This is a genomic window from Klebsiella sp. 2680, from assembly GCF_900198535.1.
In the GTDB taxonomy this organism is placed as follows: Bacteria; Pseudomonadota; Gammaproteobacteria; order Enterobacterales; family Enterobacteriaceae; genus Klebsiella; species Klebsiella indica.
In genome coordinates this window covers 181,490-194,951 of sequence record NZ_FZNJ01000007.1, presented here as the reverse complement: position 1 = coordinate 194,951, position 13,462 = coordinate 181,490, and the positions used below count along the sequence as shown (strand labels likewise).

Annotated in this window: 12 protein-coding genes; 5 read left to right on the top strand and 7 right to left on the bottom strand. The window is 53.9% G+C overall.

All coding sequences use genetic code 11. The features are described from left to right. Positions 1-5: 5 nt before the first annotated feature. The 7 genes from FN037_RS22950 to rpmH form a co-directional block, all read right to left on the bottom strand. Positions 6-572: an NADPH-dependent FMN reductase gene (locus FN037_RS22950; protein WP_142503233.1), complete on the bottom strand. Its 567-nt coding sequence runs from the start codon at positions 570-572 to the stop codon at positions 6-8. A gap of 37 nt (positions 573-609) precedes the next feature. After that, positions 610-1,194, bottom strand: coding sequence for a 4'-phosphopantetheinyl transferase superfamily protein (locus FN037_RS22945; protein WP_374043501.1), 585 nt, complete (start codon positions 1,192-1,194; stop codon positions 610-612). A gap of 389 nt (positions 1,195-1,583) precedes the next feature. Continuing rightward, positions 1,584-2,948 carry a tRNA uridine-5-carboxymethylaminomethyl(34) synthesis GTPase MnmE gene (mnmE, locus tag FN037_RS22940; protein WP_142503231.1) on the bottom strand — a complete coding sequence of 455 codons (1,365 nt, stop codon included), beginning with the start codon at positions 2,946-2,948 and terminating at the stop codon, positions 1,584-1,586. Between the two features lie 175 nt (positions 2,949-3,123). Then, positions 3,124-4,770, bottom strand: a complete 1,647-nt coding sequence (yidC, locus tag FN037_RS22935; protein ID WP_138360901.1) for a membrane protein insertase YidC — start codon at positions 4,768-4,770, stop codon at positions 3,124-3,126. A 2-nt stretch (positions 4,771-4,772) separates the two neighbouring features. Beyond that, positions 4,773-5,030, bottom strand: a complete 258-nt coding sequence (gene yidD / locus FN037_RS22930; protein WP_004871831.1) for a membrane protein insertion efficiency factor YidD — start codon at positions 5,028-5,030, stop codon at positions 4,773-4,775. Next, the gene (gene rnpA / locus FN037_RS22925; RefSeq protein ID WP_138360902.1) at positions 4,994-5,353 is read right to left on the bottom strand and encodes a ribonuclease P protein component; all 360 of its coding nucleotides are present in this window, start codon (positions 5,351-5,353) and stop codon (positions 4,994-4,996) included. Before rnpA ends, yidD begins: the two co-directional genes overlap by 37 nt. A gap of 15 nt (positions 5,354-5,368) precedes the next feature. Continuing rightward, positions 5,369-5,509 (bottom strand): 50S ribosomal protein L34, encoded by a 141-nt coding sequence (rpmH, locus tag FN037_RS22920; protein ID WP_000831330.1) that lies wholly within the window; start codon positions 5,507-5,509, stop codon positions 5,369-5,371. 620 nt (positions 5,510-6,129) lie between these two features. Between rpmH and dnaA the strand changes: the two genes are divergently transcribed. The 5 genes from dnaA to yidA all read left to right on the top strand — a co-directional run bounded on the left by dnaA (position 6,130) and on the right by yidA (position 13,315). Next, positions 6,130-7,530, top strand: a complete 1,401-nt coding sequence (dnaA, locus tag FN037_RS22915; protein WP_138360903.1) for a chromosomal replication initiator protein DnaA — start codon at positions 6,130-6,132, stop codon at positions 7,528-7,530. A gap of 4 nt (positions 7,531-7,534) precedes the next feature. Continuing rightward, positions 7,535-8,635 carry a DNA polymerase III subunit beta gene (dnaN, locus tag FN037_RS22910; RefSeq protein WP_138360904.1) on the top strand — a complete coding sequence of 367 codons (1,101 nt, stop codon included), beginning with the start codon at positions 7,535-7,537 and terminating at the stop codon, positions 8,633-8,635. Positions 8,636-8,784: 149 nt separating this feature from the next. After that, positions 8,785-9,858, top strand: coding sequence for a DNA replication/repair protein RecF (recF, locus tag FN037_RS22905; RefSeq protein WP_142503230.1), 1,074 nt, complete (start codon positions 8,785-8,787; stop codon positions 9,856-9,858). Positions 9,859-9,886: 28 nt separating this feature from the next. After that, complete coding sequence (gene gyrB, locus FN037_RS22900) at positions 9,887-12,301, top strand: DNA topoisomerase (ATP-hydrolyzing) subunit B (protein WP_142503229.1); 2,415 nt, start codon at positions 9,887-9,889, stop codon at positions 12,299-12,301. A gap of 201 nt (positions 12,302-12,502) precedes the next feature. Beyond that, positions 12,503-13,315: a sugar-phosphatase gene (gene yidA, locus FN037_RS22895; RefSeq protein ID WP_012000803.1), complete on the top strand. Its 813-nt coding sequence runs from the start codon at positions 12,503-12,505 to the stop codon at positions 13,313-13,315. Positions 13,316-13,462 lie beyond the last annotated feature (147 nt).

Here is a 13,462-nt window from a genome sequence, read left to right as displayed (position 1 = left end):
TCGGATTACGCTTTAACGCGCTGAATGTAATCGCCAAACGCGGTGAGCTGGCCGGTAAGATGATCAATCGTGCTTTGATCAACCACTTCCCCGGTTTGTGGGTCAACTTTATTCTGAATCACACCGCCCATAAACTCCGGTTTGTTCATTACCATCGCATCAAGGAATACCAGAATCTGACGCAGATGATACTGGCAGCGTGCACCGCCGATTGCCCCCATTGAGCTGGTCTGGATCAGTACCGGTTTCCCGGCTAACGGCTGTTCTGGCAGTCGGGACAGCCAGTCGATGGCGTTCTTCAGTCCACCAGGCACCGAGTAGTTGTATTCTGGTGTGACGATGACGACGCCGTCTGCTTTACGGATTTGTTCCGCCAGCGCTTCAACGCTTGCCGGGAAGCCCTCTTCCTGTTGCACATCAGCGTCATACAGCGGAATATCGCCAATCGAAGGTAATGCGCTGACCTCCATGCCTGCCGGGGCAATTTTCGGCAGCGTGCGGGCGACCATACCGTTAAATGAACCTTTGCGCAGGCTCCCCAGTAACGTAACAACATTCAACGTATCAGACATGATTGCTCCTTTGCATCATGATGGCCGGCAAAACCGGTCAGTTGAGAGATAAGGCCTTTTCTGGTGGTAAGCTGGTAAAGCGCATCAGTCGGGCGGACGGCGCTTTTGCACGCGCTTGCGCATCCGGCAGGCTACGCCAGCCCTCTTTTCCGTTATATTCCCATACTTTCAGTTGGCCAATATCCGGTGTTGCGGCGATAGACCATACCAGTACTGTTTCAGCATCGCAGACGGCTTCGATTGGCTCTGTTCCGGCCGTTCGCAGACGGCCGGACCCTGGAAGCAACTGCAGATGAAGCGGCGATTCGCAGGTGAGTTTCAGAACGCTTTTTCGCAATGCGATGAGCTGAGCGCGGGCTTCGTCAGGATCATGTTGATTGTTAATCCATAAATGCTCGTTGCTGTCAAAAGCATGGCACTCTGCGTCGTGCAAGGAATGTAAGCCGTGGGCAGCGTGCTGTAATTCCATATCCAGACCGCAATCGCCTTCGGTGGTTAATGCGACGCCAGCGATATTTCCGGCATAGGAGAGAGAAAAACGCGGAAGATGTTCATCGCGAAAAGCCGGTTTTCCATTCTCATCATCAATTATTTCGGGAAGTTCGCTGATGCCATACAACATAAAGAGTAGCTCGGCGAGTAACGATCGCGATGCATAATAGCGATTTTGACGGTATGCAGGCAGGTGTCTTGCGGACTGATGACAAGCCGCAGACAGGCGTGTTGATAGCGGTTCTCGCGTGTTAAGTATCCCTCTTGCAAAATGCGTTGCCATTCGTCGCTCCGTGATTAATGGTCAATGATAAAAACAGTGAATAACATTATCACTCAGAATTACCAGGTTTTACTGCGGAAATTCCCCCCTGGAAAGGGAAATAATGTGAATTTTACAATTTATTGCGTGAGACAATCAAAACAGGAGGATAGCGATTTGCCATGGGACTGTATGAGGAGGACAAAACCCGCTTTAGCGAGTGCTAAAGCGGGTTAGTCAATACTCACAAACTACACTTACTTACCGATACAAAAGCTGGAGAAAATCCGTCCTAACAGGTCGTCGGAAGTAAACTCGCCGGTGATTTCGCTTAATGCTTGTTGAGATAGCCTCAGTTCTTCCGCCAGCAGTTCGCCGGCCCATGCCCCCAGTAACTGCGCTTTACCCTGTTGCAGATGCTCTGCGGCCTCGGACAGCGCCTGAAGATGGCGACGGCGGGCAAGGAAGCCGCCTTCCATATTGGTTTCGAAGCCCATGCTCTGTTTAAGATGGTTGCGCAGTACGTCTACGCCCTCGCCGGTACGCGCGGAGAGGCGCACAACTGAGTGGCTATTTACTTCGCTTAGCCCCAGCGTCTCGCCGGTAATATCCGCTTTATTACGCACGACGGTAATCGGCAAGTTCTTTGGTAAACGGGCGATAAAGTCCGGCCAGATATTCACCGGGTCGGTGGCTTCAGTCGTAGTGCCATCCACCATAAACAGCACGCGGTCAGCTTGTTCAATTTCCTGCCAGGCGCGTTCGATACCAATGCGTTCCACTTCGTCGTTCGCGTCGCGCAGACCGGCGGTATCAATGATATGCAGCGGCATACCGTCGATATGAATATGTTCGCGCAGCACGTCGCGAGTAGTGCCGGCAATATCGGTGACAATAGCCGCTTCACGGCCCGCCAGGGCGTTCAGCAGGCTCGATTTTCCGGCATTCGGGCGGCCGGCAATCACCACCTTCATCCCTTCGCGCAGCAGGCTGCCCTGGCGCGCTTCGGCGCGGACGGCGTCGAGATCGGCGATCACTTCGTTGAGCTGCGCTTCGATTTTGCCGTCGGAGAGGAAGTCGATCTCTTCGTCCGGAAAGTCTATGGCCGCTTCCACATAGATGCGCAGGTGAGTGAGCGCTTCCACAAGATGGTTAACGCGGGTGGAGAACGCCCCTTGCAACGAGTTCAGGGCGGATCGTGCCGCCTGTTCGGAGCTGGCGTCAATCAGGTCGGCAATGGCTTCCGCCTGCGCCAGGTCAAGCTTGTCGTTGAGAAACGCGCGCTCGGAAAATTCGCCGGGTCTGGCGATACGTACGCCCGGTAGCGTCAGAATGCGTTTCAGCAGCAGATCGAGGATTACGGGGCCGCCGTGTCCCTGTAGTTCCAGCACATCTTCGCCGGTAAAGGAGTTAGGGCCGGGGAACCACAGCGCAATCCCCTGATCCAGCACGCTGCCGTCGCCGTCTTTAAATGGCAGGTAGTCGGCATAGCGCGGCTTTGGCAATTTGCCCAGCACCGCCTGCGCGACGTCGTGCGCTTTCAGGCCTGAGATGCGCAGAATGCCCACTCCACCGCGTCCCGGAGGGGTGGCCTGGGCGACGATAGTGTCGTTATGGCTCATAATGACTCTCTATGTAAATGTAAAAAAGGCGGTCTGTTGACCGCCTTCTCTGGCATTTAATTTACCGTAGACTCTCAAAATAATTCACGTTGCAGGACAAAACGGCTAATCGTTTTGAACCGCAGACGCGCTGGCTACGAAGCCTGCGCATCTGCTACCTGAAGAACAAAGAGTATCAGGTTTTTTTCTTCTCACGGCTATGCAGGCCGCGTTTTTCCAGACCACGGTAAATCAGCTGCTGCTGAATAATGGTGACCAGGTTGCTGACGATATAGTAAACCACCAGACCAGACGGGAACCACAGGAAGAACACCGTGAAGATGACCGGCATAAAGGTCATGATCTTCTGCTGCATCGGATCGGTCACGGTGGTCGGGGACATCTTCTGAATGAAGAACATCGTCGCGCCCATGATGATCGGCAGGATGTAGTACGGGTCCTGTGCAGACAGGTCGTGGATCCACAGGATAAACGGCGCATGACGCAGTTCAACCGAGGCGCTCAGCATGTAGTACAGCGCAAGGAAGATAGGCATCTGGATAATCAGCGGGAAGCAGCCGCCCAGCGGGTTAACCTTCTCCGCTTTATACAGCGCCATCATTTCCTGGCTTTGACGCTGTTTGTCGTCGCCCAGACGCTCGCGCATTGCCTGAATCTTCGGCTGTAGCATACGCATCTTCGCCATGGAGGTGTACTGCGCTTTAGTCAGCGGGTACATGATGCCACGAACGATGAAGGTGATAACGATGATGGAGAAGCCCCAGTTGCCGAGGAAGCTATGAATCCATTTCAGCAGTTTGAACAGCGGCTGAGAGATGAACCACAGCCAGCCGTAGTCAACGGTCAGATCAAGATGCGGCGCAACGGCGGCCATTTTATCCTGAATGGCCGGGCCAACCCACAGTACGCTATCCAGCTTATCGGTCTGGCCTGGCTGCACCAGGACCGGCTGCGATTTATAGCCGATAGCCACAAGACCGTTACCGAGGTTGGAGGTGTAGAAGCTGTTGGTACCGTTATTCTGCGGAACCCATGCGGTAGTAAAGTACTGCTGCAGCATGGCAACCCAACCGTTTTTGGTGCTGACGTTCAGGTTTTCGTTATCGAGAATGGTATCAAATTTGTATTTTTCGTATTTCGACTCGGAGGTTGAATACGCCGCACCACGGAAAGTGTGCATTGTCGTCAGGCCACCGGTCTGAGTGTCGCGATGGGTCGGCAGATTGGCGGTTTGTTTTAGTTGACCGAAAGTCGACACTTCCAGCGGTTTTTCGCTGGCGTTATGTACGCTGTAGCCAACGTTCACCGCATAGTCACCGCGCTTCAGGGTGAAGGTTTTAGTGAAAACGTTGCCTGATTTATCTGTGTACGTCAGTGGAATGACGATTTCGTTCTGGCCGTTAGCCAGCACAAACGCATCTTTATCGACGTTATACAGCGGACGTGGTCCGTTAGCCGGGTTGTCCGGGCCATCACGGCCGGTTAAACCGCTCTGTGCCTGATAGGTAAACTGCGGCGTGGTTTCCAGTAACTGGAACGGTTCAGTCGATTTCAGCTCTTTTGGATAATCCAGAAGCAGCGCTTGCTCAACATCTCCACCGCGGGTGTTAATGGTCAAATCAAGCACATCGGTTTTAACCGTAATCAGTTTCCCCTGGCCACTGGCCGGTACGCCCTGGTCGGCGGCGCTACCCGCTGCTGTGGTCGTTGTCTGCGTGGTCTGCTGCTGAGGCTGAGGATTGTTATCCTGCTCCCAGGCTTGCCAGATCATGAAAGACACGAACAACAAAGCGATGATAAGAAGATTGCGTTGCGAATCCATCGTTAGTGTTCTCTGGTATCAAATGGTCCAGGCGGGACGGGATCGTCACCACCAGGGTGTAAAGGGTGGCATTTTAATACGCGTTTCACCGTCAACCAACTGCCTTTTATCAATCCAAACCTGCGCAATGCCTCAATTCCGTATTGAGAACAGGTTGGCGTGAAACGACAGTGCGGCCCGAGTAGCGGACTAATCAGGCGTTGATAGACCCGAATCAGGCCTATCAGGACCCGCGAGCCAGGCGACAGTGGCGGCGCCATAATTTTTCCAACGCTTCCGAGAGAGCACGGTTATCGAGGTCGGCAACCCCTTTCTTTGCCACCACCACGAAATCCATCGGCGGGAGTTCGTGTTGACGTAAACGGAAGCTTTCACGCGTCAGACGTTTAATCCGGTTGCGTTCATGCGCGCGCTTAACGTTTTTCTTGGCGACCGTAAGACCGATGCGGGGATGCCCCAGCGAATTTTGGCGGCCGAGGATGGTGATTTGCGGCGTGCCAGCCCGTAATGGCTGCTGGAAGACGAAAGTGAAATGATTGGGAGTTAACAAACGTAACTCCCTGGGAAATGCGAGCTTAACCACTCAGGGTTAGCTTTATTACTTGGAAACGGTCAGACGAGCACGGCCTTTAGCACGACGACGTGCCAGAACCTGACGACCATTTTTAGTAGCCATACGAGCACGGAAGCCGTGAGAACGGTTGCGCTTCAGTACAGACGGTTGAAAAGTGCGTTTCATGGCGATTTCTACCTAAACTTGAATAATTTCACTGACTTTCACGTAAACCCGAACAAACTTTGCACGGCCTACGCCTCAGCGTGGGTGATTAAAGAGGCCGGATTGTAATAATTGTACACTCCGGAGTCAATTCTCTTTCCTTATTTCTCGCACCTTGCCGCACAAAAAATAAGCGATGACGCGTTGCGGAAAACGGTATTACGCGCCGGGTGGGGGATTATACGGCGTGATGAGTAAAGCGCAAGGATCGCAAAGGATCTTCGTTAGATCGATTAAGTCCAAAACGCGCGCAGGTCATTAATTTTTCCAATATGCGGCTGAAATCGTACTCTACTCCAGCCAGGATCGATTACACTTACCGGGCTTCGATCCTTCCTGTGGATAAATCGGGAAGAATCTGTTGAGAAACACAAGATCTCTTTCTCAGTTTAGGCTATGATCCCCGGTCCCGATCGGGATCCAGGGATCCGCATCGGGTAACAACCGCAAATAGCGGTTCGCACGTCACCCCTTTTGTGCAGGGGCTTTTCGGCTATGCAGGGTCTTGTCGACGTGTGCCAACAATCATGATTGTTTCAGTTTCTCTTTGTATATCGATTTTTGTTCGAGTGGAGTCCGCCGTGTCACTTTCGCTTTGGCAGCAGTGTCTTGCCCGATTGCAGGATGAGTTACCAGCCACAGAATTCAGTATGTGGATACGCCCTTTGCAGGCGGAATTGAGCGATAACACGCTGGCACTGTATGCGCCAAACCGTTTTGTGCTCGATTGGGTAAGGGATAAATACCTCAATAATATCAATGGGCTCCTCAATGATTTTTGTGGTGCGGATGCCCCGCAGCTGCGTTTTGAAGTCGGCGCTAAGCCTGCTGTTCAACCGCAGAGAGGCACGGTGAGCGTTGCGGCAGCCGCGCCTGCCGCGCAGATCCAGACGACGCGCGTTGAGCCAACTATCGTGCGGTCTGGCTGGGATAACGTCCCGGCGCCGGCAGAGCCGACCTATCGCTCCAATGTTAATGTAAAGCATACGTTTGATAACTTCGTCGAAGGTAAATCTAACCAGCTGGCGCGCGCGGCGGCACGCCAGGTTGCCGATAACCCAGGCGGGGCATACAACCCACTGTTCCTTTATGGCGGCACCGGTCTGGGGAAAACCCACCTGTTGCACGCGGTGGGTAATGGCATCGTGGCGCGCAAACCCAACGCGAAAGTGGTCTATATGCACTCTGAGCGCTTTGTGCAGGACATGGTAAAAGCCCTGCAAAATAACGCGATTGAAGAGTTTAAACGCTACTACCGTTCCGTTGATGCCCTGTTGATCGATGATATTCAATTCTTTGCGAATAAAGAGCGTTCGCAGGAGGAGTTTTTCCACACCTTTAATGCCCTGCTGGAAGGTAATCAGCAGATCATTCTGACGTCGGATCGTTATCCGAAAGAGATCAACGGCGTTGAGGATCGTCTGAAATCACGCTTCGGCTGGGGGCTGACGGTGGCGATTGAACCGCCAGAGCTGGAAACCCGCGTGGCAATCCTGATGAAAAAAGCTGACGAAAACGACATTCGCCTGCCCGGCGAGGTGGCGTTCTTTATTGCTAAGCGACTACGCTCTAATGTGCGTGAGCTTGAAGGGGCGCTGAACCGCGTGATCGCCAACGCCAACTTTACCGGCCGGGCGATTACCATCGATTTCGTGCGTGAAGCGCTGCGCGATCTGCTGGCTTTACAGGAAAAACTGGTCACCATCGACAATATTCAGAAGACGGTGGCGGAGTATTACAAAATTAAAATCGCGGATCTGCTTTCCAAGCGTCGATCTCGCTCGGTGGCGCGTCCTCGCCAGATGGCGATGGCGCTGGCAAAAGAGCTGACCAACCACAGTTTGCCGGAAATTGGCGATGCGTTTGGCGGTCGCGACCATACCACCGTCCTGCACGCCTGTCGTAAGATTGAGCAACTGCGTGAAGAAAGCCACGATATCAAAGAAGATTTCTCTAATTTAATCAGAACATTATCCTCGTGACGCTATGAAATTTACCGTAGAACGTGAACATTTATTAAAACCACTGCAACAGGTCAGTGGTCCGTTAGGTGGTCGTCCGACGCTACCGATTCTCGGCAACCTGCTGCTGCAGGTTACCGATGGCGCGCTGTCGCTGACCGGTACCGATCTGGAAATGGAAATGGTCGCGCGCGTCGCGCTGATTCAACCGCATGAAGCGGGGGCGACGACCGTTCCGGCGCGTAAATTTTTTGATATTTGCCGCGGTTTGCCGGAAGGTGCGGAAATCGCGGTGCAGCTGGAAGGCGAGCGGATGCTGGTGCGCTCCGGGCGTAGTCGTTTCTCGCTTTCCACGCTGCCTGCAGCAGACTTCCCGAATCTTGACGACTGGCAGAGCGAAGTGGAATTCACCCTGCCGCAGGCGACAATGAAGCGTCTGATCGAAGCAACCCAGTTCTCAATGGCGCATCAGGACGTGCGTTACTACTTAAACGGCATGCTGTTTGAAACCGAAGGGAGCGAACTGCGCACTGTCGCGACCGATGGCCACCGTCTGGCGGTCTGTTCGATGCCGCTGGAAGAGTCGCTGCCGAATCATTCGGTGATCGTGCCGCGTAAAGGGGTGATTGAACTGATGCGTATGCTTGACGGCGGTGAGACTCCGCTGCGCGTACAAATCGGCAGCAATAATATTCGTGCCCACGTCGGCGATTTTATCTTTACATCGAAGCTGGTTGATGGCCGTTTCCCGGATTATCGTCGCGTATTGCCGAAAAATCCGGACAAACACCTTGATGCGGGCTGCGATATTCTCAAACAGGCTTTTGCCCGCGCGGCGATTCTCTCCAACGAGAAATTTCGCGGTGTGCGCCTGTACGTCAGTGAAAATCAGCTGAAAATCACCGCCAACAACCCGGAACAGGAAGAAGCAGAAGAGATTCTGGACGTCACCTATGCCGGCGCTGAGATGGAGATCGGCTTTAACGTCAGCTACGTGCTGGACGTGCTGAACGCACTGAAGTGCGAGAATGTGCGTATTCTGCTGACGGACTCGGTATCAAGCGTGCAGATTGAGGATGCGGCATCGCAATCCGCAGCTTACGTCGTCATGCCTATGAGATTGTAGAATCTGCAAAGGGGCTGGTTTACTTGCCATTTCGCCTTCCGGCAGTGCTCGAAATGCTCACGTACTTCGTGTACGCTCCGCTTTCTGCGCGCTGGCGATAGACGAACTGGCTGCGACACCCACGCCCCTTGAATGATGACGAGCTGACTATGTCGCTATCCCGACTGCTAATCAAAGATTTCCGTAATATCGAAAATGCGGATCTCGCCTTATCTCCCGGCTTTAATTTTCTGGTTGGCGCCAACGGCAGCGGTAAAACCAGCGTGCTGGAAGCTATCTATACGCTCGGCCACGGTCGGGCGTTTCGCAGTTTGCAGATTGGTCGGGTGATCCGTCACGAGCAGCCGTCCTTTGTTCTCCACGGTCGTTTGCAGGGCGAGGAGCGTGAAGTCTCTATCGGCCTGACCAAAGATAAGCAGGGTGACAGCAAGGTTCGTATCGACGGCACCGACGGCCATAAAGTGGCGGAGCTGGCGCACCTGATGCCGATGCAGCTCATCACGCCTGAGGGCTTTACTTTACTCAACGGTGGCCCCAAATACAGAAGAGCGTTCCTTGACTGGGGATGCTTTCACAATGAAGCCGGGTTCTTCACCGCCTGGAGCAACCTGAAGCGGCTGGTAAAGCAGCGCAACGCCGCGCTGCGTCAGGTCAGCCGCTATGCCCAACTGCGGCCCTGGGATCTGGAACTGATCCCGCTGGCGGAACAAATCAGCCGCTGGCGCGCCGAATACAGCGCCGCTATCGTCGACGACATGGCGGACACCTGTCGGCAGTTTTTACCGGAGTTCGCTCTCACCTTTTCTTTCCAGCGCGGCTGGGAGAAAGAAACGGATTATGCCGAGGTGCTGGAGAAGAATTTCGAGCGTGATCGTATGTTAACCTACACCGCCCATGGCCCGCACAAAGCGGATTTCCGCATTCGTGCTGACGGTGCGCCGGTGGAAGATACTTTATCGCGTGGGCAGCTTAAACTGCTGATGTGCGCTTTACGACTGGCGCAAGGCGAGTTTCTGACTCGCGAGAGCGGGCGGCGTTGCCTGTACCTGATAGATGATTTTGCCTCGGAACTTGATGACGCGCGGCGCGGGCTGCTGGCCAGCCGTTTAAAAGCCACGCAGTCGCAGGTTTTCGTCAGCGCCATTAGCGCTGAGCACGTTATGGACATGTCCGATGAAAATTCGAAGATGTTTACCGTGGAAAAGGGTAAAATAGCGGATTAACCTAAGATGAAATGAGCGAGAAACGTTGATGTCGAATTCTTATGACTCCTCCAGTATCAAAGTCCTGAAAGGGCTGGATGCGGTGCGTAAGCGCCCGGGTATGTATATCGGCGACACGGATGACGGCACTGGCCTGCACCACATGGTATTCGAGGTTGTGGATAACGCTATCGACGAAGCGCTCGCGGGTTACTGTAAAGACATCGTGGTCACTATTCACAGCGATAATTCCGTCTCCGTACAGGATGACGGTCGCGGTATTCCGACGGGTATTCACCCGGAAGAGGGGGTTTCTGCTGCGGAAGTGATCATGACCGTGCTGCACGCGGGCGGTAAATTCGACGATAACTCCTATAAAGTCTCCGGCGGTCTGCACGGCGTGGGTGTTTCGGTGGTTAACGCCCTGTCCCAGAAGCTGGAGCTGGTTATCCAGCGTGATAACAAAATCCACCGTCAGATCTATGAGCATGGCGTACCGCAGGCGCCGCTGGCGGTAACCGGTGAAACGGAAAAAACCGGTACCATGGTGCGTTTCTGGCCAAGCTATGAAACCTTCACCAACGTCATTGAATTTGAATACGAAATTCTGGCGAAACGTCTGCGTGAGCTCTCCTTCCTGAACTCCGGCGTCTCTATTCGCCTGCGTGATAAGCGCGATGGTAAAGAAGATCATTTCCACTATGAAGGCGGCATCAAGGCGTTTGTTGAGTATCTCAACAAAAACAAAACGCCGATCCACCCGAATATCTTCTACTTTTCCACCGAAAAAGACGGCATCGGCGTGGAAGTGGCACTGCAGTGGAACGACGGTTTCCAGGAAAACATCTACTGCTTTACCAACAACATTCCCCAGCGTGACGGCGGTACGCACCTGGCGGGCTTCCGTGCGGCGATGACCCGTACCCTGAACGCCTATATGGATAAAGAAGGCTACAGCAAGAAAGCCAAAGTCAGCGCCACCGGCGACGATGCGCGTGAAGGCCTGATTGCCGTGGTTTCCGTGAAGGTGCCGGACCCGAAATTCTCCTCCCAGACCAAAGATAAACTGGTTTCCTCCGAGGTGAAATCGGCGGTGGAGCAGCAGATGAATGAGCTGCTGAGCGAATACCTGCTGGAAAACCCGTCCGACGCCAAAATCGTGGTCGGCAAAATTATCGACGCCGCCCGTGCCCGTGAAGCCGCGCGTCGCGCCCGTGAAATGACGCGTCGTAAAGGCGCGCTGGATCTGGCGGGTCTGCCGGGTAAGCTGGCGGATTGTCAGGAACGCGACCCGGCACTGTCCGAACTGTACCTTGTGGAAGGGGACTCCGCGGGCGGCTCTGCTAAACAGGGTCGTAACCGCAAGAACCAGGCGATTCTGCCGCTGAAGGGTAAAATCCTCAACGTGGAGAAAGCACGCTTTGACAAAATGCTCTCTTCCCAGGAAGTGGCGACGCTGATCACCGCGCTGGGCTGCGGCATTGGTCGTGATGAGTACAACCCGGATAAACTGCGCTATCACAGCATCATCATCATGACCGATGCGGACGTCGACGGCTCGCACATCCGTACGCTGCTGTTGACCTTCTTCTACCGTCAGATGCCGGAAATCGTTGAGCGCGGCCACGTCTACATTGCGCAGCCGCCGCTGTACAAGGTGAAGAAAGGCAAGCAGGAACAGTACATTAAAGACGATGAAGCGATGGATCAGTATCAGATCGCTATCGCTCTGGATGGCGCGACCCTGCACACTAACGCCAGCGCTCCGGCGTTAGCTGGTGAACCGCTGGAACGACTGGTCTCAGAGTATAATGCCACGCAAAAAATGATTGGTCGTATGGAGCGCCGCTTCCCGAAAGCGCTGCTGAAAGAGCTCATTTATCAGCCGACGCTGACGGAAGCCGATCTTAGCAACGAGCAGACGATTACCCGTTGGGTGAACGCGCTGGTTACGGAACTGAACGAGAAAGAGCAGCACGGTAGCCAGTGGAAGTTCGACGTTCGCGAGAACGCCGAACTGCAGCAGTTCGAACCGATTGTTCGCGTGCGTACTCACGGCGTGGATACCGACTATCCGCTGGATCACGAGTTTGTCACCGGCGGCGAATACCGTCGCATCTGCACGCTCGGCGAGACGCTGCGCGGTCTGATCGAAGACGATGCGTTCATTGAACGCGGCGAGCGCCGTCAGCCGGTTGCGAGCTTCGAGCAGGCGCTGGAGTGGCTGGTGAAAGAGTCCCGTCGAGGACTTGCGATTCAGCGCTATAAAGGTCTGGGCGAGATGAACCCGGATCAGCTGTGGGAAACCACGATGGACCCGGAAAGCCGTCGTATGCTGCGCGTCACCGTGAAAGATGCGATTGCCGCCGACCAGTTGTTCACTACGCTGATGGGCGATGCCGTTGAACCACGTCGCGCCTTTATCGAAGAGAACGCCCTGAAAGCGGCAAACATCGATATCTAATCAGCTTGTAGGCCTGATAAGCGAAGCGCCATCAGGCAGTTCATCAGCCTAAGCTGCCGGATGGCGGCTTAGGCCTTATCCGGCCTACAACCAATCTGCAAAAGGGGAATCCCGGTTCCCCTTTCTATCCCCCTTTTCGTTGCTGTTTTTTGAGCGGAATCGCGTTAGCATGAGGACGGACTCATTTAATCCGGGGAACTCATGGCTATCAAACTCATTGCTATCGATATGGATGGCACCCTTTTGCTGCCCGATCACACCATTTCACCTGCGGTAAAAACGGCGATTGCCGCCGCGCGCGCCCGTGGTGTTAACGTGGTGCTGACCACTGGCCGTCCGTATGCGGGTGTCCATAGCTATCTGAAAGAGCTTCACATGGAACAACCCGGCGACTACTGCATCACCTACAATGGCGCGCTGGTGCAGAAAGCGGGCGATGGCAGTACCGTTGCGCAAACGGCGCTGAGCTATGACGATTACCGCTTTCTGGAGAAGTTGTCCCGTGAAGTCGGCTCACACTTCCACGCGCTGGATCGCAACACGCTGTACACCGCAAACCGTGATATCAGCTACTACACCGTACATGAATCCTATGTCGCCACCATTCCGCTGGTGTTCTGTGAAGCGGAGAAAATGGACCCGGCAACGCAGTTCCTGAAAGTGATGATGATTGATGAACCCGTCATCCTTGATCAGGCCATTGCGCGTATTCCGGCGGAAGTCAAAGAGAAATATACCGTGTTAAAAAGTGCGCCGTACTTCCTCGAAATCCTGGATAAACGCGTCAATAAAGGCACTGGCGTGAAGTCGCTGGCCGATGCGCTGGGGATCAAACCGGAAGAAATCATGGCGATTGGCGATCAGGAAAACGACATCGCGATGATCGAATATGCAGGCATGGGTGTGGCGATGGACAACGCCATTCCGTCGGTGAAAGAGGTGGCCAATTTTGTCACCAAATCTAACCTGGAAGACGGCGTGGCATACGCAATTGAGAAATTTGTGCTGAATTAAGTGGCTGACCGGATTAATCCGGCAAAACAGACGTACCGTAACCCGCCTCTGCTGCGGGTTTTTTTACGCCATCATTTTCCCTTCATAACATTTCCATTACCGATTGTCGTTTTTGTGATCTAAATTGTAGTACAACACATTTATGTT